13 protein-coding genes are annotated in these 25,644 nt (G+C 69.6%); 11 read left to right on the plus strand and 2 right to left on the minus strand.

Annotated features, from left to right (window positions below):
• Nucleotides 1-91: 91 nt before the first annotated feature.
• From QQA13_RS00735 to QQA13_RS00745, 3 genes are all read left to right on the plus strand, one after another.
• On the plus strand, nucleotides 92-2,806 hold the full coding sequence (locus QQA13_RS00735) for a TonB-dependent receptor (RefSeq protein WP_108472176.1): 2,715 nt from the start codon (nucleotides 92-94) through the stop codon (nucleotides 2,804-2,806).
• A gap of 121 nt (nucleotides 2,807-2,927) precedes the next feature.
• The gene (locus QQA13_RS00740) at nucleotides 2,928-5,231 is read left to right on the plus strand and encodes a beta-N-acetylhexosaminidase (RefSeq protein WP_108472175.1); all 2,304 of its coding nucleotides are present in this window, start codon (nucleotides 2,928-2,930) and stop codon (nucleotides 5,229-5,231) included.
• On the plus strand, nucleotides 5,228-6,298 hold the full coding sequence (locus tag QQA13_RS00745) for an acyltransferase family protein (RefSeq protein WP_108472174.1): 1,071 nt from the start codon (nucleotides 5,228-5,230) through the stop codon (nucleotides 6,296-6,298). Before QQA13_RS00740 ends, QQA13_RS00745 begins: the two co-directional genes overlap by 4 nt.
• Here QQA13_RS00745 and QQA13_RS00750 read toward each other — a convergent pair.
• Together QQA13_RS00750 and QQA13_RS00755 are read right to left on the minus strand one after the other, a co-directional pair.
• The gene (locus tag QQA13_RS00750; protein WP_199909848.1) at nucleotides 6,295-6,453 is read right to left on the minus strand and encodes a hypothetical protein; all 159 of its coding nucleotides are present in this window, start codon (nucleotides 6,451-6,453) and stop codon (nucleotides 6,295-6,297) included. The genes QQA13_RS00745 and QQA13_RS00750 overlap by 4 nt on opposite strands.
• Nucleotides 6,453-11,003 carry a DEAD/DEAH box helicase gene (locus QQA13_RS00755; protein ID WP_199909847.1) on the minus strand — a complete coding sequence of 1,517 codons (4,551 nt, stop codon included), beginning with the start codon at nucleotides 11,001-11,003 and terminating at the stop codon, nucleotides 6,453-6,455. The genes QQA13_RS00750 and QQA13_RS00755 overlap by 1 nt, the downstream gene beginning before the upstream one ends.
• 143 nt (nucleotides 11,004-11,146) lie before the next feature.
• Between QQA13_RS00755 and QQA13_RS00760 the strand changes: the two genes are divergently transcribed.
• The 8 genes from QQA13_RS00760 (at nucleotide 11,147) to QQA13_RS00795 (ending at nucleotide 25,640) form a co-directional block, all read left to right on the plus strand.
• Nucleotides 11,147-13,378: a beta-glucosidase family protein gene (locus QQA13_RS00760; RefSeq protein WP_108472172.1), complete on the plus strand. Its 2,232-nt coding sequence runs from the start codon at nucleotides 11,147-11,149 to the stop codon at nucleotides 13,376-13,378.
• A gap of 112 nt (nucleotides 13,379-13,490) precedes the next feature.
• The gene (locus QQA13_RS00765) at nucleotides 13,491-15,737 is read left to right on the plus strand and encodes a TonB-dependent receptor (RefSeq protein ID WP_108472171.1); all 2,247 of its coding nucleotides are present in this window, start codon (nucleotides 13,491-13,493) and stop codon (nucleotides 15,735-15,737) included.
• Nucleotides 15,738-15,932: 195 nt separating this feature from the next.
• Nucleotides 15,933-17,918, plus strand: coding sequence for a S1 family peptidase (locus QQA13_RS00770; RefSeq protein ID WP_234411352.1), 1,986 nt, complete (start codon nucleotides 15,933-15,935; stop codon nucleotides 17,916-17,918).
• A gap of 62 nt (nucleotides 17,919-17,980) precedes the next feature.
• Nucleotides 17,981-18,859: an alpha/beta hydrolase gene (locus tag QQA13_RS00775; protein WP_108472169.1), complete on the plus strand. Its 879-nt coding sequence runs from the start codon at nucleotides 17,981-17,983 to the stop codon at nucleotides 18,857-18,859.
• 220 nt (nucleotides 18,860-19,079) lie between these two features.
• Nucleotides 19,080-20,444, plus strand: a complete 1,365-nt coding sequence (locus tag QQA13_RS00780) for a TolC family protein (protein ID WP_428992336.1) — start codon at nucleotides 19,080-19,082, stop codon at nucleotides 20,442-20,444.
• Complete coding sequence (locus tag QQA13_RS00785) at nucleotides 20,441-21,496, plus strand: efflux RND transporter periplasmic adaptor subunit (protein ID WP_108472167.1); 1,056 nt, start codon at nucleotides 20,441-20,443, stop codon at nucleotides 21,494-21,496. Before QQA13_RS00780 ends, QQA13_RS00785 begins: the two co-directional genes overlap by 4 nt.
• Entirely contained in the window at nucleotides 21,493-24,546 is a 3,054-nt protein-coding gene (locus tag QQA13_RS00790) for an efflux RND transporter permease subunit (protein WP_108472166.1), read from the plus strand. The genes QQA13_RS00785 and QQA13_RS00790 overlap by 4 nt, the downstream gene beginning before the upstream one ends.
• Before the next feature lie 62 nt (nucleotides 24,547-24,608).
• Nucleotides 24,609-25,640, plus strand: a complete 1,032-nt coding sequence (locus QQA13_RS00795) for a YncE family protein (RefSeq protein ID WP_108472165.1) — start codon at nucleotides 24,609-24,611, stop codon at nucleotides 25,638-25,640.
• Nucleotides 25,641-25,644: the final 4 nt, after the last annotated feature.

The raw sequence follows: 25,644 nt of genomic DNA on the forward strand, positions 1-25,644 counted from the left end.
GTGACACGGCGCCAAGCCAAACCACTACACAACGTCCGCGACCGTCGTCATGCCGGTCCTGATTCAAGCCAGCCTCTGAGGGGAGGAGATCATGAATTACCGCAAGACATTGCTAGCCGCGAGCATCATCACCAGTCTGTGCGTATCCGGCGCGATCTATGCGCAGGACGCCACGCCGAGCGGCACCACCACCCAGAGCCGCGCCGACAAGGCGAAGGCGAAGGAGCTCGGTACGGTCATCGTCACCGGCATCCGCGACAGCGAGGCCGAATCGCTGGCGCTGAAGAAGGACGCGGCCTCGCACGTCGAGGTCGTCACCGCCGAGGACATCGGCAAGCTGCCGGCCAAGAACGTGGCCGACACGCTGCAGCGCCTGCCCGGCGTCAACATCAGCTCGTCCAGCGCCAGCGAAGGCGGCTTCGACGAGAGCGATCGCGTCAGCCTGCGCGGCACCGCGCCCAGCCTTACCCAGACCCTGGTCAACGGCCACAGCGTGGGCACCGGCGACTGGTTCGTGCTGAGCCAGGTGCAGACGGTGGGGCGCAGCGTGAGCTATACCTTGCTGCCGTCGGAGATCGTCAGCCAGGTGGTGGTGCACAAGACCTCCGAGGCCAGCATCGTCGAAGGCGGCAGCGCCGGCTCGGTCGACATCATCACGCGCAAGCCGCTGGAGTTCGCCAAGCCGGTCACCGCCGAAGCGTCGATCGGCGGCGTGTATTCGGACCTGCCCGGCGACACCAAACCGCAGTTCAGCGGCCTGTTCAACTGGAAGAACGACGCCAACACCGTCGGCGTGATGGTGCAGGGCTTCTACGAGAAGCGCAGCCTGCAGCGCAACGGCCAGGAGGTGGTGGGCGGCTACCTGCCGACCACGGTCGGCGGCAACACCGTGTACTACCCGAACGAAATCGGCGCGGTGCTGTTCACCCAGCAGCGCGAGCGCAAGGGCGGCGTGATCGACTTCGAGATCAAGCCGACCGACAACCTCACGCTCGACCTCAACGGCTTCTACTCCAAGCTCAAGGCCGACAACTACAACCGCAACTACATGATGTGGGCCAGCAGTGCGCTGGCCAATGGCGGGGTGCTCACCGCCAACGCGGTCAACAACAACGTGGTCACCAGCGGTTCGATCGCCGGCGGCACCGGCGCCTATGGCGTGTACGACCAGATCTCGCGCCCCGGTGCGTCGTCCGAGTCGAAGTACCTCACGCTCAGCGCCGACTGGCGCGCCACCGACCACCTCGATATCAAGGGCCAGGTCGGTACCACCCGCGGCACCGGCTCCAGCCCGACCCAGGACGTGATCGAACTGGGCACCGCCAGCGGCGCCGGCGCCAGCTGGGACATGCGCGGCCTCGGCAAGCCGATCAACTGGACGCTGGGCGGCGACAACAGCTCGCCGTCGGGCATCCTGCCGTCGGCCGGCTGGATCTTCGGCGGCCAGGGCATCAAGGTGAAGGACAAGGAGGACTGGGCGCAGTTCGACGGCGAGCTCAGCTTCGACGGCGGCGCGCTCAGCTCGCTGCAGTTCGGCGGACGCTACGCCAAGCACACCCGCGAGAATCCGTTCGAAGTCGCGCAGGGCCCGAACTGGGCCTCCGACTGGCAGAACCCGGCGGCTTATCCGACTGGCACCTACAGCCGCTATCCGGGCGACTTCAACGGCTCGCTCGGCGGCAGCTTCCCCGGCCCGATCTGGTTCTGGACGCCGGCCCAGCTGGCGCAGATTGACGCCAAGTTCGCCAACCGCGACCCGGTCGGGCGCTTCTACTTCAACGACGTCTACAAGGTCGAGGAGAAGGATTCGGCCGCCTACCTGCAGCTGAATTTCGACGCCGGCATCGCCAGCGGCAACGTCGGCGTGCGCTACGTGAAGACCAAGGAGGACATCGGCTACACCAGCACTGCGCCGGATGCGGAAGCGACCACGGTCACCGGCCCGATCACCGGCTCGGCCTTCGGCGACTACTACTGGAACACCTACAAGCACTCCTACGGCAAGTTCCTGCCCAGCGCCAACCTGAAGTTCACCGTCACCGACGACCTGCTGCTGCGCTTCGCCGCGTCGCAGACCATGACCCGCCCGGACTACTCGGCGCTGGCCGGCTACGTGTCGGCCGACGACCTCACCCACACCGGCAGCGGCGGCAACCCGAAGCTCAAGCCTCTGGTGTCGAGCAACTTCGACGCGGCGGTGGAATGGTACTTCGCGCCACGCGGCCTGCTGTCGGCCGGCGTGTATGCGATGAACCTGAAGGACTACGTCAACTTCGGCAACGAGACGCGCAGCTTCAAGGACATGCAGGCTAGCCAGGCGGCCGGCCACGACGTGTTCTCGAACTACCTGATCAGCGTGCCGCGCAACGTCAACGGCCAGGTCCGCGGCGTGGAGCTGAACTATATCCAGCCGATCGGCGACAACTTCGGCGTGCAGGCCAACTACACCTACGCCGACGCCCATGCCACCGGCGACAAGCCGCTGCAGGGCGCCTCGAAGAACACCTACAACGTGTCGGGCTACTTCGAGAACCAGCGCTTCAACGCCCGCGTCAGCTACACCTACCGCTCGCAGTTCTACGCCGGCGTCAGCCGCACCGACACCTACTTCCAGCAGGGCATCGGCAACCTCGCCGCGTCGTTCGGCGTGAACATCACCGACTGGATGTCGCTGTCGCTGGACGCGATGAACCTCAACAAGCCCAAGCTGAAGTACTACACGCAGAACGCGGCCTACGGGAAACAGCCGTATGCGTTCTACGACAACGGTCGGCAGTACTACCTGAGCCTGCGCTTCAAGCTCTGAACCGTTTCACCTGACGCGAGCCATGGACGGCTTCGCACTTCTCCCCAACGCGGGCCCGGGCAAAAGTTGTCGGGCCCGTTTTTTTGCTAGCGTGGTGCACGCACCGCCACGGAGATTGCCGATGACACGCCGCTTGATCCTGCTGGGCTGGGCAGCCATGGCGATGGGACTGGCCGGGCTTGCCCATGCCGACGCACCGATCCCGCTGTTGCCGCTGCCGGCGCAACTGCGCGTCGACGCCGGCCACTTCACGGTCGACGCGCACACGCCGATCGTGCTCGCCGACGACGCGGCCTCGACCCGGCGCACGGGCGCCTGGCTGGCCGACCTGATCGCGCGCACGCGCGGCCTGCACCTGCCGCTGAAACACGGCGCGGCCACGGCGCACGCGATCGTGCTGCAGCTCGACCCGGCGGCGCCGGCGACGAACCGCGAAGGCTACGCACTGGATGTCACGCCCGCAGGCATGCGCATCAGCGCACGCGATGCCGCCGGCCTGTTCTACGGCGCGGTGACCGCATGGCAGTTGCTTACGCCGGATGCGCAGCATGGCGCGGTGCAGGTACCGGCGCTGTCGATCCGCGACCAGCCGCGCTTCGCCTGGCGCGGACTGATGCTGGATTCCGTGCGGCATTTTCAGACGGTCGGCGAGATCGAGCGCCTGCTCGAGCAGATGGCCCAGCACAAGCTCAACACGTTCCACTGGCACCTCACCGACGACCAGGGCTGGCGCATCCAGATCAAGCGCTACCCCGAGCTGACCCGCATCGGCGCGTGGCGCACGCCGCCGGATGCCGGGCACGACGGCAAACCGCCGCGCTACGGCGGCTTCTACACCCAGGACGAGATCCGGCGCATCGTCGCCTACGCCGCCGCGCGCCAGATCACCGTGGTGCCGGAGATCGACATGCCGGGCCACGCGCAGGCGGCCGTTGCCGCGTATCCGCAGCTCGGCGTCACCGGCCAGCGGCCGCCGGTATCGACCGACTGGGGCGTCAACCCGTATCTGTACAACGTCGACGACGCCACCTTCACCTTCATCGACAACGTGCTCGACGAAGTGCTGGCGTTGTTCCCGTCGACGTACATCCACGTCGGCGGCGACGAGGCGATCAAGGACCAGTGGCAAGCCTCGCCGGCGGTGCAGGCGCGGATGCATGCGCTGGGTATCGCCAACGAGAACACGCTGCAGGGCTGGTTCATCGACCGCGTCGGCCAGTACCTCGACAAGCACGGCCGCAAACTGATCGGCTGGGACGAAATCCTCGAAGGCGAGCACCTGCCGGCCGACGCCACCGTGATGTCCTGGCGCGGTACCGACGGCGCGATCAAGGCGGCGCTGCTCGGCCACGACGTGGTGCTGTCGCCCTCACCGGTCCTGTACTTTGACCACGTGCAGGGCGATGCCGCCGACGCGTACGCCGGCCGCCTCGGCGTGGAGTCGCTGCAGAACGTGTACGCCATCCCGACCGTGCCCGCCGTGCTGGACGCGGTGCAGGCGCGGCACGTGCTCGGCGTGCAGGCCAACGTGTGGACCGAACACATGCCGACCATGGCGCACGTGGAGCACGCGGTGTTCCCGCGGCTGGACGCGCTGGCCGAAGTGGCGTGGTCGCCGCCGGCCGCGCTGGTCTGGCCGGGTTTCCTCGCCCGCCTGCCGGCCCAGCTCGCGCGCTACCGCGCGCAGCGCATCGGCTATGCCGACACCGCCTTCGCGGTGGACATCGCGGTGGACCGCAACGTGGCGCTGGCCACCGGCAGGGCCACGGTCACGCTGGCCAACCAGACCGGCATCGGCGCCATCCGTTACACGCTGGGCGGCAGCGCGCCCACGCCGGCCTCGCCGCGTTACGACGCACCGTTCAACGTGACCCTGCCGGCCACCGTGCGCGCCACCAGCTACGCCGCCGACGGCAGCGCACTGGCCACGCCGCGCGAACGCGTGCTGGATCGCGCCTCGCTGCTGAGCCTGCCCGGCACGATGCTGGCGAACTGCCCCGGCAGCGATTTCCGCCTGCTCCTGCAGCCCGCGCCGGACGCCGCCAGCACCCAGCCGGTGTACGCGGTGAACGTGTTCAACACCTGCCAGCTGTTCCCGCCCACGCTGCTGGACGGCATCGGCGCGATCCGCGTCGAGGCAGTGCGACTGCCGCGCAACTTCGTGCTGGCGCACGAGCAAAAGCTGGTGGTGGTACACCCGCATGCCACGCCGTTCGGCGAGCTGGTGGTGCGTGCCGACCACTGCGACGGCGCCGTGCTGGCCACGATGCCGCTGCCCGATCCCGCGCACGGCCCGCGCGAGTTCACGCTTGAGGCGCGGCTGCCCACGCCGGCCGGCGAACATGCGCTGTGCCTGATCTATACCGCGCCGATCGACGGGCCGTTGTATGCGCTGGGCCGGGTGAGCCTGGTGCCTCCGCCATGACGCCGGCGCGGCGTCTTGCCTCGCTCGACGCCCTGCGCGGATGCACCGTGGCGGCGATGCTGCTGGTCAACGATCCGGGCGACTGGGAGCATGTCTACGCACCCTTGGAACACTCGGCGTGGAACGGCTGCACGCCGACCGACCTGGTCTTTCCGTTCTTCCTGTTCGTGGTCGGCGTGTCGGTGGCGCTGGCGATCCTGCCGCGGCTGGAGCAGGGCGCTTCGCCGTCCGCGCTGACCCGCACCGCGATGTGGCGTGCCTTGCGCATCCTCGCGCTGGGCGTGGCGATCAATGTCGTGGCGGCGTGGCTGCTGCCGCAAGCGCACCTGCGTTTCCCCGGCGTGTTGCAACGGATTGCGCTGTGCTTCGCCGGGGTGGCGCTGTTCGCGGTCTACACGAAGCCGCGTACGCAGTGGTGGGCGATCGCGGCGTTGCTGCTCGGCTACTGGGGCTTGCTCCTGCTCGGCGGCTCGCTGGCGCCGTGGGCGAACATCGTCAGCCGTGTCGACAGCGCGCTGTTCGGCCGCTTCGTCTATCTGGTCGATCCGGCGACCGGCCGCGGCCACGATCCGGAAGGCCTGCTCGGCACGTTGCCGTCATTGGCCAGCACCTTGCTGGGCCTGCGCGCCGGTTGCTGGCTGCGCCGCGAAAAATTCCGGACGCTGTTGCTGGCCGGCATCGCATGCCTGCTGCTTGGCGCGCTGTGGTCGCCATGGCTGCCGTTCAACAAGAATCTGTGGACGCCCTCGTTCGTGCTGTGGACCACCGGCTGGGCCACGCTGGCGCTGCTGGCGTTCCACGCACTGATCGACCGGCGTGGCTGGCCAGCACTGGGCCGACGCTTCGGCATCAACGCGATCGCCGCCTACGCCGGCTCCGAACTGATGCAGATCCTGCTGCCCGCGCTGGGCTGGCAGGAGCCGGTCTACCAGCGCCTGTTCGCCGACTGGATGACGCCGCACTTCGGCCCGTACGTGCCGTCGCTGGGGTTCGCGCTGGTGTTCGTGGCGCTGTGGTGGTTGATCGTGTGGGCGATGGATCGGCGGCGCGTCTATCTCAAGCTCTAGCGACGCCCGCGCAGTGCCTTGATGAACAGGGCCATCGACAGCAAACCCAGCAGCAGGCCGATACCGGTACCCCACAAGGCGCCACTGTTGCCGGCAAGCAGATAGCCCACGCCGAAACCCAGCGGGAACAGCAGCAGGATCGGCAGGCAACCCATCAGCGCATCGCCGCCAATGCTTCCGGCGGCGACGGCGGATAACGCAGCAGGGCGTGCTTTGCCAGCTGGCTGTCGGCGGCGGACAGTTCGATCAGCGGCACGACCTTGCCGCCGACCAGCGCGGCGATCGGCATGCCGTCGCGGTACAGCACGCGCGCGCCGGCCAGTGCCGGCACCTTGTCGCCGGCCAGCACGGTGCCGACCAGGTTCAGCGGATCGCAGCCGCTGAGGCAGACCAGCTCGCCGTCGTCAGCGCGTGAGCGCGCCGCACGCAGCGGCGCGATCGCCTCGGGCAGGGCGAACTGCTCGCCGACCAGGCCTTCGACGAAACGGCCGCCGCGGATCTCGCCGCGCGCCTCCAGCCGGTGGTACACGCGCAGCAGTTCGCGCCACGACGGCAGCCACGGCGCCTCGCGTTCCAGCAGCTTCCAGAACACCACGCCGTAGCGGCGCAGCAGGGCGCGGGCGATGTATTCGATCGCGTCGGAGTCAAGAGCTTCACCCCCGCCCGACCTCCCCCTGCGACCGAAGGAAGTCCCTTCGGGACGCGCAAGGGGAGGGGCAATGCTTGCCACGTCGTGCTCCCTCCCCTGCGCAGCAGGGGAGGGTTGGGGTGGGGTGCTCTTCGCCGCGCCCCGCGCCAGCACCCAGCGTCCCGCATCCTCGATCCCGCCAAACGCATGCCGTCGCGTGCGCCGGTGCCGCGCGCCGTCGCGCTTCGCCGCCGGCAGCAGCAAGGCGCGCAGGCCGGCGAAACTGTCGGCGCTGATCCGGCCGGCAGCGACCAGCTCACCCAGGGCATCTTCCAGTTCGGTACGCAGCAGGCGAGTGTCGGCCAGCAATTCGTCGAAGAACAGGGCGCCATGCTCACGCAACGCATCGGCCACGGCCTGGGCGCGCGAGGACAACAGGATTTCCTGCGCATCGTCACTGCTGGCGACGGCCGTCCAGAAGGCCATCTCGCGTCGCGGCAGCAGCACGATCGGCGTGCTGCGCACCGGGCCGCCGCCACCGCCCGTGCCGGTGCGCAGGCGGGTCCAGCCGATGCGACCGGCGCGACACAGCTCGTCCAGCCAGTGGATCGAGTAATCCGCGACGCGCGCCGGCAGGATCTCCGCTTCCCACGCACCGGCCGCGGCCTCGTAGCCTTCCAGCTGCGCCAGCGTGGCGACCAGCGCATCCGGTCCGTTCAGCCGGGTGGTCGCCGACACGTGCTGCCAGTCAAACAGGAAGCGCATCAGCGCGCGCCGGCTGACTGGCTCGATCTCGCGGCGCAGCCGACCGATGGTGTAGCGGTGGATGCGCGCCAGCAGGTGGCGTTCGCACCATTCGGTATCCGCGGCATCGGCAGTGAAACGGCCTTGCATCACGTAGCCTTCGGCTTGCAGACGCAGCAAGGCCTGTTCGACCTCGCCCGTATCGATGGCCAGCGAGGCGGTCAGGGCGGCCGCGGTGACCGGGCCGAGGCCGCCGAGGCGATGGCGCACCAGTTCCAGCACGGCGTCCTCGCGCGACCACGCCTGCGCCGCGTATTCGGTGGGTGCGGCGATCGGCGGTTGCATCGCGGCAGCGGGATGCAACGCCTGCCACAGCGGCAGTTGCTCGGCGGTGGTCCATACTTCGCCGAGCCGGGTCGCGCGCTGCGCCTTCGACAGCGACTGCAGCCGTTCCTGCCAGCCGGAGTTGGCATCGACCTCCGCTGTCGTGACGAAGCCGAGCAAGGTCAACGCCTCATGCATTTCGTCGGCATCGCGCACCTGCGGCCACGCTTCCTCACGTACGGCGGCGATCGCGTTGGGGTCGAGCCGGCCGAGGTCGTCGGCGCTGTCGGCATCGTTCCAGCGGCGGGTCTGCACCGCCTGGGTGCGCCGTTCCTCCAGCGGCGCGTCGTCGAGGAAGGCGTACGGCGCGGCGTTCAGCACTTCGGCGGCGAGCGGGCTGGGCGCGGTTAGGTCGCGCGCGACGATGGCGATCTCGCCGCCTTCGAGCTGGCGCAGGATCGCCAGCAGCCCGTCCACGTCCATCGCCTCGCGCAGGCAGTCGTGCATGGTCTGGTTGACCAGCGGATGATCCGGCACCTCGCGTTCGCCCACGATGTTTTCCAGGCAGGCGACCTGGTCGGGGAACACCGCGGCGAGCAGGTCTTCGCTCTTCATCCGCTGCAGCGGCGGCGGGGTCTTCTTGCCGCCGGTGAAGCGCGGCAGCGCCAGCGCGGTGACGGCGTTCCAGCGCCAGCGCGCGGGGAACAGCGGCGCGTCCAGCAGGGCCTGCACCAGCACGTGCTCGGCGCTGTTCGAGTGCAGGTAGTGCGCCACTTCCTCCAGCGGGAAACTGTGGCTGGTGGAGAGCGACAGCACGATCGCGTCCTCGGTCGCCGCCGCCTGCAGTTCGAAGTTGAACTGGCGGCAGAAGCGCTTGCGCAGCGCCAGCCCCCAGGCGCGGTTGATGCGGCTGCCCCACGGCGTGTGGATCACCAGCTGGGTGCCGCCGGATTCGTCGAAGAAGCGCTCCAGCACCAGCGTGTGCTGGCTGGGCAGCACGCCGAGTGCGGCCCTGGCGCGGGCGAGGTAGTCGGCCAGTTGCTGTGCGGCGGTTTCGTCCAGGCCGAGCTGCTCGTGCAGCCACGCCACGGCGGCCGGTACGCCGCCGGCGTCGAGCTGCGCGGAGATCTCCTCGCGCAGCCGCGACACGCTGAACGACAGTTCGTCGCTGCGCCCCGGTGCCTCGCCCAGCCAGAACGGGATGCTTGGCGGCGCGCCGTGCGCATCTTCCACCCGTAATCGATCGCGCTCGACGCGCTGGATGCGGTAGCTGGCGTTGCCGAGCTGGAAGATGTCACCGGCCATGCTCTCGACTGCGAAATCCTCGTTGACGGTGCCAACGATGATCGCCTGCGGCTCCAGCACCACCTTGTAATCGGCGGTGTCGGGAATGGTGCCGCCGGAGGTCAGCGCGGTGAGCCGCGCGCTGCGCCGCGGGCGCAGCTGCCGGTTCACCGCGTCGCGATGGATGTACGCCGCGCGCGGACCCTGCCGGGTGGTGAAGCCTTCGGCCAGCATGCGCACCACCGCATCGAATTCGCTGCGCGCGAGCTCGCGGTAGGGATGCGCGCGGCGCACCAGCGCGTACAGCGCGTCCTCGTCCCACTCGCTGCAGGCGACCTCGGCGACAATCTGCTGGGCCAGCACATCGAGCGGTTGCGGCGGCATCACCAGTGCGTCCAGCTCGCCGCGGCGTACGCAGTCGAGCAGGGCGGCGCATTCGATCAGGTCGTCGCGGGTGGCCGGGAATAGCCGCGCCTTCGGCGTGCCGTCGATGCTGTGGCCGGAACGGCCGGCGCGCTGCAGAAACGCGGCGATCGAGCGCGGCGAGCCGAGCTGGCAGACCAGGTCGACCTCGCCGATGTCGATGCCCAGCTCCAGCGAGGCGGTCGCCACCAGCACCTTGAGTTCGCCGCGCTTCAGCCGCTGCTCGGCGTCCAGCCGCAGTTCCTTCGCCAGGCTGCCGTGATGCGCCGCCACGTGTTCCTTGCCCAACCGCTCGGACAAATGCCGCGCGGCGCGTTCGGCCATGCGCCGCGTGTTGACGAAGACCAGGGTGGTGCGATGTGCCTGCACCAGCTGGGCGAGGCGGTCGTAGACCAGCTCCCAGCAGTCGTTCGACATCACCGCTTCCAGCGGTACCGGCGGTACTTCGATGGCGAGGTCGCGCGGACGGGTGTGGCCCACGTCGATGATGGTCGCGTAGCTCCCTCCCCTGCTCGCAGGGGAGGGTTGGGGTGGGGTGCTCTTGCTTGTGGGCTCTAGATCAAGAGCCTTACCCCCTCCCGACCTCCTCCTGCTGGCAGGGGGAGGAGTCAGGGTTGCAAGTTCGGGTTTTTCACCTGTGCCAACGAGAAAGCCGGCAACTTTCTCAATCGGCTTCTGCGTCGCCGATAGCCCGATCCGCAGCAAGCGCCGCTGGCACAGCGACTCCAGCCGTTCCAGCGACAGCGCGAGGTGCGAACCGCGCTTGCTGCCGGCGATGGCGTGGATCTCGTCGACGATCACCGTGCGCACGCCCGCCAGCATGGAACGCCCCGAAGCCGAACCGAGCAACACGTACAGTGATTCCGGCGTGGTCACCAGGATGTGCGGCGGCACTTTGCGCAGCAGGTTGCGCTCGACCTGCGGGGTGTCGCCGGTGCGTACGGCGGTGCGGATTGCCACGTCGGGCAGGCCGAGTTTCTCCAGCTCGGCGCGGATGCCTTCCAGCGGCGCTTCCAGGTTGATGTGGATGTCGTTCGACAGCGCCTTCAGCGGCGACACGTAGAGCACCGTGGTGGCATCGGCCAACACGCCGCCGTGGGCGACGCCTTCGCGCACCAGTTCGTCGATGGCGGCGAGGAACGCGGTCAGCGTCTTGCCCGAGCCGGTGGGTGCGGCGACCAGGGTGTGCGCTCCGGCGCGGATCGATGGCCACGCGGCGGCCTGCGCCGCGGTGGGTGCGGCGAACGCGCCGCGGAACCAGGCGGCGACGGCAGGATGGAAATCGGCGAGCGGGGACGACATGGCTTTCCGAAAGATGGGTACCATCGGCGCTGCACGCAAGCGCGAAATGCCGGTTCGTGACGCCAGTGGCTTGCGCTGGAAACGTTACGTTAGCACTCTGCGCGGTGCCGTCAGCCGCCTTCCTTCTTCGCCCGAGGTTGCCCATGTCCCGTCGTCCGCGTCGTCTGTCCGCCTGTGCCTTCGCCCTGGCGGTGGTGGCCACTGCCACGGCAGCCGGCGAGCCACCAGCGCGACCCTGGATGAACGCTTCGCTGTCCCCCGATGCGCGCGCCGCGCTGGTGGTGCAGGCGATGAGCCAGGACGAGAAGTTCCAGCTGATCACCACCGCCTATGGCAGCGCCTCCGATGGCAAGCCGGCGCCGGCCTGCGCGCTGGGCTCGGCGGCTTGCGCGCCGGCGTTCGCGCGGCTGGGCCTGCCGGCACTGCAGGAGACCGACGCCGGGCTGGGCGTGGCGCGTCCGCTCAACGCGCACAGCCGCGACGTCGCCACGGCACTGCCTTCCGGCCTGGCCACCGCGGCCAGCTGGGATCCGGCGGTGGCCGAGGCCGGCGGCGCGATGATCGGCCGCGAGGCGCACCGCAAGGGCTTCAACGTGCTGCTGGCTGGCGGCGTCAACCTGCTGCGCGACCCGCGCAACGGCCGCAACTTCGAGTACGCCGGCGAGGACCCGCTGCTGGCCGGCGTGATGGCCGGCCATGCGGTGCGCGGGATCCAGTCGCAACACGTGGTGTCCACGCTCAAGCACTACGCCATCAACGACCTGGAGACCGGCCGCAACACGATGAACGCGAAGCTCGACCCGGTCGCCGCGCGCGAGTCGGACCTGCGCGCGTTCGAGATCGCGCTGGGCATCGGCGAGCCCGGCTCGGTGATGTGCGCGTACAACCGCGTCAACGGCACCTATGCGTGCGAGAACGCGTGGCTGCTCGACCAGGTGCTCAAGCGCGACTGGGGTTACAAGGGCTTCGTGATGTCCGACTGGGGCGCGGTGCACAGCGCGGCGAAGTCCGCGCTGGCCGGGCTGGACCAGCAATCGGCCGGCGAGACATTCGACCCGCAGGTGTTCTTCGCCGCGCCGCTGCGCGAGGCGATCGCCAGGGGCGAGGTGCCGCAGGCGCGGCTGGACGACATGGTGCAGCGCATCCTGCGCAGCCTGTTCGCGGTCGGCGCGATCGACCACCCCGCCAAGGCAGCGCCGATCGACTACGCCGCCGACGCGAAGGTGGCGCAGCGCGCCGCCGAGGCCGGGGCGGTACTGCTGCGCAATCAGGACAAGCTGCTGCCGCTGGCGCGCGCGCTGAAGTCGGTGGCGGTGATCGGCGCGCACGCGGACAAGGGCGTGCTGGCCGGCGGCGGTTCGTCGGCGGTGACCGCGCCGGGCGGCAATGCGGTGCCGGGGCTGGCGCCGACGGTGTGGCCGGGCCCGGTGATGTACCACCCGTCCGCGCCGCTGGCGGCGATCGCCCGGCGCGTCGGCGGCAAGGCCAGCTACGCCAGCGGCGAGGACATCGCGGCCGCGGCGAAGCTGGCCGCTTCGTCCGAGGTGGCGGTGGTGTTCGTGCAGCAGTGGGCGGCCGAGTCGTTCGACCGTCCGCACATGGCGCTGGATGGCCAGCAGGATGCGCTGGTCGCCGCTGTCGCCAAGGCCAACCCGCGCACGGTGGTGGTGCTGGAGAACAACGGCCCGGTGGCGATGCCGTGGCTGGCGCAGACCGCGGCGGTGCTGGAAGCCTGGTACCCCGGCAACGCCGGCGGCGAGGCGATTGCACGGCTGCTGTTCGGCGAAGTGGATCCGTCCGGCCGGCTGCCGCTCAGCTGGCCGCGCGACGAGTCGCAGCTGCCGCGCCCGACCATCGCCGGCGCCGGCCTGGCCGCGATCGGCCTGCCGCCGCAGGGCCAGCCCGCCGACACGGTCGACTACGACATCGAGGGCGCCGACGTCGGCTACCGCTGGTTCCAGCGCCGCGGCAGCGAGCCGCTGTTCCCGTTCGGCTACGGGCTGGGCTACACCACCTTCGGCTACGGCCCGCTGACCGTTACCACCGATGCGGCCGGCGCAGTGACGGCGTCGTTCGCGGTCACCAACACCGGCAAGCGCGCCGGCGCCGACGTGCCGCAGCTCTACGTGCAGCTGCCCGGCGAGCAGGTGTCGCGGCTGGTCGGCTGGCAGAAGCTGACGCTGCAGCCGGGGCAGACGCAACGGGTCCGGCTGGCGCTGCCGGCGGTGCGCTTCGCGCGCTACGACGACCACGGCCACGGCTGGCGCGTCGCCGCCGGCAGCTACCGGCTGCTGCTCGGCCACTCGTCCGCGCAGATCGAACAGCGTGCGGAATTGCGGCTGCCGGCGGTGTTTCCCGCCGGCGCGCAGCGCTGACCGGCCGGCGCTTCGCTTTCGCCAGCGAGTCCGCTGTATGACAATACGGCGACGATACGCGCCGGCATGGGCCGGCCGCGGCGTCTCCCTTTTCGCCATTTGAGGACCGACCATGCACGTCGCCACTTCGTTGCGCCTCGCCGTACTCGCCGCCAGCATCGCCGCCGCGTTGCCGCTGGGCGCCGCACTGGCGCAGGAAGCCGCGCCGGCCAAGCCGCAGCAGCCGGCCAAGACCACCGAACTGCAGACGGTCAACGTCACCGCCTCGAAGCGGGTGGAGAACATGCAGAAGGTGCCGATGGCGCTGACCGTGCTGACCCCGGACAAGCTGGAGGCGTTCGGCCAGTCCGGCGACACCGTGCTGCAGCTGGCCTCGCGCGCGCCCAGCGTGTATGCCGAGACCTCCTACGGCCGCGAGTTCCCGCGCTTCTATATCCGCGGTCTGGGCAACAGCGATTTTGACCTCAATGCCTCGCAGCCGGTGTCGATGGTGTACGACGACATCGTGCAGGAGAACCCGATCCTGAAAGGCTTCCCGTTGTTCGACCTGGCCCAGGTCGAAGTGCTGCGCGGCCCGCAGGGCACGCTGTTCGGACGCAACTCGCCGGCTGGCGTGATCAAGTTCGAGTCGGTGCGGCCCAGCCAGGAAACCAGCGGCTACGCCCGCGTTTCGTACGGTTCGCTTGGTACCGCGAATGCCGAGGCCGCGCTGGGCGGTGCACTGAGTCCGCACTGGTCCGGCCGTGTCTCCGCGTTGGCGCAGCACCGCGACGGCTGGATCGACAACACCTTCACCGGCCAGAAGGACGTGCTGGGCGGCTACAACGATCGCGCCGTGCGGCTGCAGGCGCTGTACGAGAACGACGGCTTCAGCGCGCTGATCAACGGCCACGCGCGCTGGCTGGACGGCAGCGCGATGGTCAACCGCGCCAACGCGATCGAGCTGGGCGGCCCCAGCTTCGTGCCCGGCTTCGACCGCTACAAGGTGGCGCAGGACGGCCGCAACAAGCAGCACCTGTTCAGCTGGGGCAGCAACCTGCACCTGGCGTGGAACCTGGGCGACCTGACCTTCACCTCGATCACCGGGCTGGAGCGCGCCACCACCTACAGCCTCGGCGACGTCGACGGCGGCTACGGCGCGGTGTTCCATCAGCCGATGGGTCCGGGCTTCATCCCGTTCCCGGTCGAGACCGCCGACGCGCTGCCGCACGACCGCCAGATCACCCAGGAATTCCGCCTCGCCAGCAACGGCCAGGACAAGCTCAACTGGCAGGTCGGCGCGTATTACTTCGACGAAGACATCGCGATCAGCAACTTCGACTACGCCACCTTCAACAACCACGCGCTGGACGGCTACGCCATGCAGACCCAGCGCACCAAGGCGTGGGCGCTGTTCGGCTCGGCCAACTACCAGCTCGCCGACGACTTCGAGCTGCGCGCCGGCGCGCGCTGGTCGCACGACTCGCGCGACTTCAAGGTGGACCGCGTGCTGTCGCCGATCGGTGGTGGCCCGCTGCTGCTGACTGCGCAGCCGCACGACTCGCGCTGGAGCGGTGACCTCACCGGCACCTGGACGCTGAATCCGAACGTCAACGTCTACGCGCGCGTCGCCAACGGCTTCCGCGCGCCCAGCGTGCAGGGCCGCGTGCTGTTCGCCGACTTCATCTCGCAGGCGAAGCCCGAGACGATCACCAGCTACGAGCTGGGCGTGAAGACCACCGGCATGGACAACCACGTGCGCTTCAACGCGGACGTGTACGGCTACAACATGCACAACCAGCAGCTCACCGCGGTGGGCGGCGACATCAACGTCACCCGCCTGATCAACGCGAAGAAGACCGAGGGCTACGGCGCCGAGTTCGACCTGGAGGCCTACCTCACGCCGAACTTCGTGCTCACCGCCGGTGGCAGCTACAACTTCACCCAGCTGAAGGATCCGGGCCTGGCCGTGGCCGTGTGCGGCTCCGGCTGCACCGTGCTCGATCCGCTCAACGGCGCCGGCAACGCGCTGGTTGACGGCAATACCCTGCCGAACGCGCCGAAGTGGATCGGCACACTCACCGCGCGCTACGGCATCCCCTACGGCGAGAGCGGCGAGTTCTTCGTCTACACCGACTGGAACTACCGCAGCGAGGTGAACTTCTTCCTGTACGACTCGGCCGAGTTCAAGGGCAAGCCGCTGCTGGAAGGCGGCGTGCGGCTGGGCTACAACTGGGATTACGGCCGCCGCGAGGTCGCCCTGTACGGCCGCAACATCACCGACAAGCGGGCGATCACCGGCGCGATCGACTTCAACAACCGCACCGCCTTCGTCAACGACCCGCGCATCATCGGCGTCGAGTTCCGCGCCGAGCTGTAAACCGTACCCCGCCGCGCCGGCGCCCGGCGCGGCGGGGCATCGGCATCCTGCCCGCGCAGTGGCCCGCGCATGCCATGCAGGCGGCGCGCGGCCGTGCCAAGATGCGTGCTGGCCGCTGTCCGCGAGGATGCCGAGGGGAGTCCGCGGGTGGCCGCCCCGGTGCAAGGGAAATCTATGCGTACATGGAGTGGGGGAGTGATCCGTCGGTTCGGCATGCTGGTGCTGCTGTCCGGCCTGAGCCTGTTGGGGATGTCGGCGGCACGCGCGGCCAGCCTCGATCCGGCGCTGCTGCCGAAGATCCAGGCGGCCACCTTCGAGGTGGTGCAGGCCAAGCCGGCCGGCGATCCACTGAGCTACGAGCGGCCGCTGCCGCTGGAGCAACTGCCCTACCAGGAGCGTACCGACAAGTACTACTCGATCGGCACCGCGTTCGCGATCGGCCACAACCGCTACGTCACCGCCGGCCACGTGCTGCTGGCCGGCGCGGACAGCCTGTGGGGGCCACCTGAACTGCGCGACGCCGCCGGCCGCGTGTACCCGATCGGCAAGATCGAGAAGTTCTCGCTGGGCAAGGATTTCGTGGTGTTCACGCTGGCGCAGCCGCCGGCGGGCGACGCGGCGCTGGAGGTCGACGCCAGTCCCGCGCTCAACCAGGTGGTCTACGCGGTGGGCAACGCGCTGGGCACCGGCGTGGTGATCCGCGACGGCCTGTACACCTCCGACACGCCGGAGCAGCAGGACGGTGCCTGGAAATGGATGCGCTTCTCCGCCGCCGCCTCGCCCGGCAACAGCGGCGGGCCACTGCTCGGCAAGGATGGCAAGCTGATCGGCGTGGTGCTGATGAAGTCGGCCAACGAGAACCTCAACTACGCGCTGCCGATCCGCGAGGTGCTGGACGCGCCGGCCGGCAAGGGCGTGATGGACACGCGCGTCACCTACCAGCTTGACCTGTTCGATACGATCCAGAACGGCCGGCTCAAGGTGAGCTTCGCGCTGCCGCTCGGCCTGGGCGATTTCTACCGCGAGTACCAGGCGCGCATGGACGCCAACAGCGACGCGCAGCTGAAGGCGCTGCTGGCGAAGGAGTCCGCCAATCTGTTCCCGAACGGCGCCGGCTCGGCGCGCCTGCTGCACCAGCAGACCCAGCTGGACGGCTTCCCCACCCTGATCGTGCGCGCCAGCGACGGCGAATGGCGGCGCGTTGGCGAGCGGTCGCAGTATTTCGCGCTGGACGGCAACGGCTACGTGGCCACCGGCGCGGTCGCGCGCAATGGGCTGATCCGCCTGCGCCGGCCCGACGGGGTGGCCGCGGATAAGTTCTACGGCGACGCGAAGTCGCGCATGGACCTGCTGGCGCGCACCGGCATGTTCCAGCGCGAGGTCGCCGGCGAGAAGGTCAAGATCACCTCGCTGGGCAAGCCCGTGCGCGAATCGACCCGGCTCGACCGCTGGCAGCGGCCGTGGCATGTCGGCGTGTGGACGCTGCCTTACGCCAACGCGCTGGTGGTAGCGTACATGCTGCCGGTGCCGGACGGCAGCGTGATGCTGGTGCGCTTCACGCCGCCCTCCCACGAGCACGACAGCATGCTGGACCTGGACGAGATGAGCAGCTTCGTCCACGTCACCTATCAGGGCACGCTGGCGCAGTGGAAGGACTTCCTCGGCAACCCGGCGCTGCAGCCGGCCACGCTCAGGAACATCCGCATCGGCTTCGACTATGACCATCGTTTCAGCTACGCCTCGCCACGGGTGGCGTTCTCCTATCCGTCCTCGCTGCAGCCGGTCAAGCCGGACAACCTGCTGTGGCTCGGCTTCCGCTTCTTCCTGGACGGCGGCAAGCCGGTATGGGACGTGGGCGACGTGAACGTCTGGAAGGACACCGCCTCCGACGACCACAACAATGTCAACGTGCAGCGCTATGTCGCGCCGCCGGCCGGGCTGGACGACGACCTGAGCAGCCGCTGGCGCAAGCTGTCGGCGCGCGAGTATCCCTACAATGGCGTGGCGCGCTACGAGAACGACCTGATGAAGATCAACACCGTGGTCGCGCCGGCCGCCGCCGACCCGTCGTCCGCGGTGCTGTACACCGCCTTCTACGGCACCGCGGGCACGCAGCCCCAGGCCGACATGAAAGGCAAGCTCGACCTGCTGACGAAGGACATGCGGGTCACGGAACATTGATGCCAGTCCCGGCCCGGCGCATGCGACGGCGCCGGGCCACGAAAACGGACGCGGAACCACCCATGCACGCGGCACTGCAGAACCGTCCTGCGGACGGCATCGAACCCATGGCCTGGCTCGACATGGCCGACGGCCAGCGGTTGTTCCTGCGTGACTGGCCGCTGGCCGGTGCACGCGGCGCGCTGCTGATCGTGCACGGGCTGGGCGAACACAGCGGTCGTTACCGACGCCTGGCGGCGTGGTTCAACCAGCGCGGCTACGCCGTGCGTGGCTATGACCAGCGCGGCCACGGCCGGACCCCGGGCCGCCGCGGCGGCCTGCGCCACGGCGACGACCTGCTGGAAGACCTCGCCACCGTCTACCACGACTACGCCAACGGCCTGCCGCATCCGCCGTTGCTGCTCGGCCACAGCCTGGGCGGCCTGGTCGCCGCGCGCGCGGTACTGGACGGCCGCATCGCGCCGCCGGCGCTGCTGCTCTCGTCGCCGGCGCTGCGCAGCCGCGAGTCGCCGCGGATGATCGCGCTGGCGCGGCTGCTCAGCCGCCTCGCACCGAACCTGCCACTGCGCAATGGACTGGATTTCGACCAGCTCTCGCACGACCGCCAGGTGGTGGCCGACTATCGCAGCGACCCGTTGCGCCACAGCTGGATCACGCCGCGGCTGGCCGACTTCATCTTCCGCGCCGGCGCCGCGTGCATCGCCGACGCGGCCAACTTGGCACTGCCGACCCTGCTGCTGGTGGCCGACAGCGACGGCCTGGTCGATCCCGCCGGCAGCCGCGCGTTTGCGCGCAAGGCCGCATCGAGCGGGCAGCTGACCACGCGCTTCTTCTCGACGCTGTACCACGAGCTGTTCAACGAGGCCGAGCCGGGGCGCGGTCAGGTGCTGATGCAGCTGGGCGACTGGCTGGGCCGGCAGGACGTGTCGACGCCGCGTTGAACGCTGCCTCGCCGCAAGATGCGCGCCCGATCCGCAGCAGCGCGCTCGCCCGCGACGGCGCCTTTGCCACTCTCGCGCCGCGCGTGGTGGGGCCGTCGTCGTGAGGCCGCCGGCCGGTAAGAAAGAACTAAGCGGCAGCTTTCAGAATGGCGGCATGCACCGTGCCGTCCATCCACCATGCATCCCCACGACGAGTTCGTGTCGCGCCTCCGCTTTCCGGATGGCGTGCATGGTCGTGGTCGCGCTGATCGCGTCCGGCTGCGCCAGCTACGCGCCGTTGCCGCTGGGCCGGGGCGAAGGCGCGGCCAGCGTGACGCAACTCACCGCGCCGACGGCCGGGATGCCGTTGCCAGCGTTGGCAACGCATCGCTTCGATCCCGCCGACGGGCTGGACGTGACCGAGACGGCGATGCTGGCGGTGGCGAACAGTCCGGCGCTGAAGCTCAAGCGCGACGAGCTGGGCATCGCCCGCGCGCAGGCCTTTGCGGCCGGCCTGCTGCCCGATCCGCAACTGAGCCTGGGCGCGGATTTCCCGCAGCATTCGGGCAGCGGCCTGACCACCGCGTACAACCTCGGCCTCAGCGAGGACATCAGCGCGCTGCTCACCCGCTCGTCGCGTCGGGCGGCGGCGCGCAGCCAGGCGCAGCAGGTGAACCTCGACCTGTTGTGGGCGGAGTGGCAGACCGTGGCGCAGGCGCGACTGCTGTTCGGCCAGGTGCTGAACCTGCGCGCGCAACAGGCCCGGCTGGCCAGCGAACAGGCGGCGCTGGAACAGGTCACGCCCTACGTGCAGGCGGCGCTGGCCGCCGGCAACCTCACCTACGACAGTGCCAGCGCCGGCCTCAACGCCGCCGCGGACGTACGCAGGCAGCAGGCCGACAACGCAGTCGCGCTGCATCAGGCCGACAGCGACCTGCATGTGCTGCTGGGGCTCGCGCCTGACGCCGCGCTCGACCTGACTGGTGCGCCATATCAAGTCGCGCCGACGCCGGCGCAGCTGCAGCAGGCCCTGGCTGACCTGCCGCGGCGACGGCCCGATCTGCTGGCGCTGCAGGCCGGTTACCAGTCGCAGGAAGAGAAACTTCGCGCGGCCGTGCTGGCCCAGTTTCCCGCGCTGAACATCGGCTTCAACACCGCGCGCGACACCAGCGCCGTCTATACCCACGGTTTCACCGTCGGCATCACGCTGCCGCTGTTCGACCGCAACCGCGGCAACATCGCGATTGAACGGGCGACCCGGCAGCAGCTGAAGGACGACTACGAAGCGCGCGTGCTGACCACGCGCAGCGACATGCAGCGACTGGCCGCCGATCTCGCCACGCTGGATCGGCAACGCCACGCATTGATCGCCCACGCAAGGCAGCTGGCCGATGCCCGCCGTGCCGCGGAGCAGTCGTGGCGGCAGGGCCTGCTGGACTGGCCGACCTGGCTGGCGATCCGCAGCCAGTCGCTGGCTGCCGATCTCGAACTGCTTGCCGTGCAACAGCAGCAGGCCACCCAGTCGATCGCGCTGGAAGCACTGCTCGGCAATACCGAGCTTGGCGATACCGTTCATCCCGTCCCCGCACAGGCGCCCACGCCATGAACCGATCGCTGCTCTTGCCGTTGCTGTGCCTGCTGCTGGCCGCGTGCAGCCACGGCGCCGCCGATGACGAAGGAGAAGCCGCGGCGGTACAGGGCCAGGTGGCGGTGACCACCGCCACGCCGGTGCAGCAGACCTTTCACGACACGGTGGAAGCCTGGGGCGTCGCGGTGGGCGATCCGCAGCATGCGCGCGCGATCAGCCTTGCGCATGGCGGCCAGGTGGTGGCGCTGCAGGTGGCGGCCGGGCAGAGCGTGCGGCACGGGCAGCCGCTGCTGACGATCACGCCCGATCCGGCGGCGCGCAACGCGTACCGGCAGGCGCAGAGTGCGCTGGAGCTGGCCAGCGGCGAACTCAAGCGTACCGAACAGCTGGCGGCGCAACGGCTGGCCACGCAGTCGCAACTGGCGAGCGCGCGCAAGGCGCTGGCCGATGCACAGGCCGCGCTGGAGGCACAGCGCGCGCTCGGCGGCGGCAGCGCGCAGGAAACCGTCAGCGCGCCGGCCGATGGCGTGGTCGGCACGCTCAGCGTGGGTCTGGGCGAGCGCTTCGCGGCGAATGCGCCGCTGCTGGGCTTCACACCGGCGCACGCGCTGGTCGCGCAACTGGGCGTGCAGCCGGAGGATGGCGCCAGGCTGCACATCGGCATGCCGGTGCAGTTGCGCAGCGTGTATGGCAACCAGGCGGCCTTCGTCGGCAGCCTGCGCATGATCGGCCAGTCGGTCGATCCGCAGACCCATCTGCTCGGCGCGCAGGTCGAATTGCCAGCCGAAGCCGGCGCCGCACTGGTCGCCGGCGCGGCGCTGGAGGCGCAGATCCGCACCGCCGATGTCACCGCCTGGGCCGTGCCGCGCGGCGCGGTGCTGCACGATGAACGCGGCGACTACCTGTTCCAGCTCGAACACGGCCATGCCAAGCGTGTCGACGTGACGCTGCGCAGTCCGGCGGGCGATCCCGTCGGCGTGCAGGGCCCGCTCGATGCGCAGGCGAAGGTGATCGTGCTCGGCGTCTATGAACTGGCTGACGGCGATGCGGTGCGGGAGTCCACCCGGTGAACGTCACCGCATGGATGCAACGGCATCGACGTTCGCTGCTGTTCCTGGCCCTGATGCTGGCGCTCGGCGGCCTCGCCAGCGCGCTGCTGATGCCGGTCGCGCTGTTCCCGAACGTGGCTTTCCCGCGTGTGCAGGTGTCGCTGGATGCGGGTGACCGCCCGGCTGACCAGATGGCGATCGAGGTGACCACGCCGGTGGAGGAGGCGATCCGCCGCGTGCGTGGTGTGCGCGACGTGCGCTCCACCACCAGCCGCGGCAGTGCCGAGGTGGCGGTGACGTTCGACTGGGGTGCGGACATGGCCGCGGCGCTGCAGGAAGTGAATGCGGCGGCCGGGCAGATCCTGCCGCAGCTGCCGGCCGGCACCCAGCTCAGCACCCGGCGGATGGACCCCACCACGTTTCCGGTACTGGCCTACAGCCTGCGCTCGCACACGCAGTCGCCGAGCGCGCTGCACGACCTGGCCGAGTACCAGCTGCGTCCGCTGCTGAGCGGGATCAGCGGTGTGGCGCGGGTGGACGTGCAGGGTGGCGAGGTGGCCGAGTTCCACGCCGACGTCGACCCGGGCAAGCTGCGCGCGCAGCAATTGAGCCTTGCCGACGTGGCCACGGCGGTGAGCCACGCGGCGACGATCCAGGCGATGGGCCGCGTCTCCGACCACTACAAGCTGTACCTGCTGCTGGCCGACAACCAGCCGAAGACGCTCGCCGCGCTGAGCGGCATCGTGCTGCGCGCCGGTCCCGGCGGCGTGGTGCGGCTGGGCGACGTGGCTACGGTCAGCCTCGACCACGTGCCGCAGTGGATCCGGGTCAATGCGGATGGCCAGAACGCGGTGCTGCTGCAGGTCTACCAGCAGCCCGACGGCAACAGCGTGCAGATCGCCAGCGAGGTGAGACAGCGCCTGGCCGACTACGCGCCGCAGATGCCGGCCGGCGTGCAGCTCGCCAACTGGTACGACCAGACCCAGCTGGTGACCGGCGCCGCCGCCAGCGTGCGTGACGCGATCCTGATCGGCATCGTGCTGGCCGGGCTGGTGCTGTTCGTGTTCCTGCGCAGTACGCGGGTGATCCTGGTCGCGCTGATCGTGGTGCCCTCGGTGCTGGCGATCACCATGCTGCTGCTGTCCGTGCTCGGCATGAGCTTCAACATGATGACGCTGGGCGGCATGGCCGCGGCGGTGGGGTTGATCATCGACGACGTGATCGTGATGCTCGAACACATCATGCGCCGGCTCAACCAGGGCGAAGGCGAGGTGCACGAACGCATCGCCGGCGCGGCATGGGAGTTCACCCGCCCGCTGACCGGCTCCAGCGCCGCTACCGTGGTGATCTTCCTGCCGCTGGCGTTCCTGACCGGCGTGACCGGTGCGTTCTTCAAGGCGCTGTCGCTGACCATGGCCAGCGCGCTGATCATTTCCTATCTGCTGACCTGGGTCGCGGTGCCGCTGCTGGCCGAACGTTTCCTGGACCGGCGCCACCTGGTCGAGCATCCGCCAGGGCGTTTCACCCGGCGCATGATGCAGGGCTACCAGAACATCCTGCAGCGCTGGCTGCGGCGGCCGTTGCTGGCGCTGCTGCTGATCGTGCCGTTGATCCTGGTCGGCGGGCTTGCGTACACCCGCGTCGGCACCGGCTTCATGCCGCAGATGGACGAGGGCGGTTTCATCCTCGACTACCTGTCGAAACCAGGTACCTCGCTGCAGGAAACCGATCGGCTGCTGCGTCAGGTCGAGGCGATCATCCGCGCGAATCCCTACGTGGATACTTATTCGCGGCGCACCGGCCTGCAGCTCGGCGGCGGCCTCACCGAGGCGAACCAGGGCGACTTCTTCGTGCGCCTGAAAAACGGTTCGCGCCCCTCGACCGAGGCGGTGATGGCGCAGGTACGCGGCGAGGTCGAGCAGCAGGTGCCGGGGCTGGACATCGAGCTGTCTCAGCTGATGGAGGACCTGATCGGCGACCTGGTGGCGGTGCCGCAGCCGATCGAGATCCAGCTGTTCGGCGACGACCCGGCGCAGTTAGCCGCCACCGCCGGCAAGGTGGCCGCGGCGATCGGCCGGATCAGCGGCGTGGACGGCGTGCGCGACGGCATCAACCCGGCCGGCGATGCGCTGACCGTGCAGGTGGATGCGGACCGGGCCGCGCTGGAAGGACTCGACCCGACCAGCGTCACCGACCAGGTGGCGGCGGCGATCGATGGCACCGTGGCGGCGCAGCTGCCGGAGGCAGGCAAGGTGGTGGGCGTGCGCGTGCGGCTGCCGGAGCATGCGCACCAGCAGCTGGAGCAGGTCGCCGCGTTGCCGATCCGCGCCAGCGACGGCCACCTGCTGCCGCTGTCGCGGGTGGCCACGCTGCGCGAGGTGCAGGGCCAGCCGCAGATCACCCGCGACAACCTCAAGCGCATGGTCGCGGTGACCGGCCGCATCAGCGGGCGCAGCCTCGGCGCCACCATCGCCGACGTCAAGGCCGTGCTGGCCAAACCGGGGGTGTTGCCCAAGGGCATGTACTACCAGCTCGGCGGTCTGTACCAGCAGCAGCAACAGGCGTTCCGCGGGCTGACCATCGTGATGCTGGCGGCGATCGCGCTGGTGTTCACCCTGCTGCTGTTCCTGTACGAGAGTTTCCGCGTGGCGCTGGTGATCCTGGCCATGCCGTTGCTGGCGATTCCGGCGGTGTTTGCCGGACTGTGGCTGACCGGCATCGAGCTCAACATCTCGGCGATGATGGGCATGACGATGATCGTCGGCATCGTCACCGAGGTGGCGATCTTCTATTTCTCCGAACTCGAACAGGCCGCCACCGGCATGCCGCTGCACGAGGCGCTGCATGAGGCGGGGCGGCACCGCACGCGGCCGATCCTGATGTCCACGCTGGCCGCGATGCTCACCTTGCTGCCACTGGCGCTGGCCATCGGCCAGGGTTCGCAGATGCAGCAGCCACTGGCGGTGGCGATCATCGCCGGCCTGCTGGTGCAGGTGCCGCTGGTGCTGCTGGTGATGCCGGTGCTGTATGCGCTGCTGCGCCGGCGCGATGTACAAAAAGCGGCCGGCTAAGGCTCGCGTAAGCGATCGCGCACAAGCTGGGCTGCCATCTCCTTCCGTCAAGGGTAACCACCATGACACGACCGATCCGCAAGCTGCTGCCCGCCGCGCTGCTGGCGCTGGCGTTTCTCCCGCCGGCGCTCGCGGCAGCCACGCCACCGGCCCCTCACCTGCTGTCGCGGCTGGCACTGGGCGGCCCGGGCGGCTGGGACTACCTGGCGTTCGATGCGCCCAGCCGCCACCTGTTCGTCAGCCGCGGCGACCGCGTGCTGGTGGTCGACGTGGACAACGGCAAGCAGATCGGCACGATCCCCGACACCGCCGGCGTGCACGGCATTGCCCTTGCCGACGACCTGCAGCGCGGTTTCATCAGCGACGGCAGGAGCGCGTCGGTGACGGTGTTCGACCTGGCCTCGCTGAAGACCGTGGCGACGATCGCCGGCACCGGCCAGAACCCCGATGCGATCCTGTACGACAGCGCCTCGCACCACGTGCTGACCTTCAACGGCCGCAGCGCCAGCGCCAGCGTGATCGACCCGGCGAAGAACGCGGTGGTCGGCAGCATCGCGCTGCCCGGCAAGCCGGAGTTCGCGGTGGCCGACGGCGCCGGCCATGTCTACGTGAACATCGAGGACAAGTCCGAGCTGGTCCAGCTCGATTCGATCCACGACAAGCTGCTGCAGACCTGGCCGCTGGCACCGTGCGAATCGCCGAGCGGACTGGCGCTCGACAACCCGCACCACCGCCTGTTCGCGGTGTGCGACAACCACACGATGACGGTGCTCGATGCGCTCGATGGCCACCACGTGGCCGACGTGCCGATCGGTGATGGTCCGGACGCGGTGGTGTTCGACGCGGCCGAGGCGATGATCTACAGCAGCAACGGCCAGGACGGCACGATCACCGCGGTGCACGAGGACGATCCCGACCACTACCGCGTGACCGCCACCGTTGCCACCCAGGCCAGCGCGCGCACGCTCGCGCTCGATCCGAAGCTGCACCGGCTCTATCTCTCCGCGGCGCGGCTGGGCGCCACCCGGCAGGCCAATGGCCGCCGCACGGTCGAGCCGGACAGCTTCACCGTGCTCACCGTCGGGCGGCCTTAGACTC

The organism is Rhodanobacter thiooxydans, assembly GCF_030291135.1.
GTDB lineage: Bacteria > Pseudomonadota > Gammaproteobacteria > Xanthomonadales > Rhodanobacteraceae > Rhodanobacter > Rhodanobacter thiooxydans_A.

Coding starts and splice junctions, on each gene's coding strand:
- QQA13_RS00745 (WP_108472174.1), top strand. CDS start 5,228: ATGACGCCGGCGCGGCGTCTTGCCTCGCTCGACGCCCTGCGCGGATGC.
- QQA13_RS00750 (WP_199909848.1), bottom strand. CDS start 6,453: ATGGGTTGCCTGCCGATCCTGCTGCTGTTCCCGCTGGGTTTCGGCGTG.
- QQA13_RS00785 (WP_108472167.1), top strand. CDS start 20,441: ATGAACCGATCGCTGCTCTTGCCGTTGCTGTGCCTGCTGCTGGCCGCG.
- QQA13_RS00775 (WP_108472169.1), top strand. CDS start 17,981: ATGCACGCGGCACTGCAGAACCGTCCTGCGGACGGCATCGAACCCATG.
- QQA13_RS00735 (WP_108472176.1), top strand. CDS start 92: ATGAATTACCGCAAGACATTGCTAGCCGCGAGCATCATCACCAGTCTG.
- QQA13_RS00755 (WP_199909847.1), bottom strand. CDS start 11,003: ATGTCGTCCCCGCTCGCCGATTTCCATCCTGCCGTCGCCGCCTGGTTC.
- QQA13_RS00740 (WP_108472175.1), top strand. CDS start 2,928: ATGACACGCCGCTTGATCCTGCTGGGCTGGGCAGCCATGGCGATGGGA.
- QQA13_RS00765 (WP_108472171.1), top strand. CDS start 13,491: ATGCACGTCGCCACTTCGTTGCGCCTCGCCGTACTCGCCGCCAGCATC.
- QQA13_RS00780 (WP_428992336.1), top strand. CDS start 19,080: ATGGCGTGCATGGTCGTGGTCGCGCTGATCGCGTCCGGCTGCGCCAGC.
- QQA13_RS00760 (WP_108472172.1), top strand. CDS start 11,147: ATGTCCCGTCGTCCGCGTCGTCTGTCCGCCTGTGCCTTCGCCCTGGCG.
- QQA13_RS00795 (WP_108472165.1), top strand. CDS start 24,609: ATGACACGACCGATCCGCAAGCTGCTGCCCGCCGCGCTGCTGGCGCTG.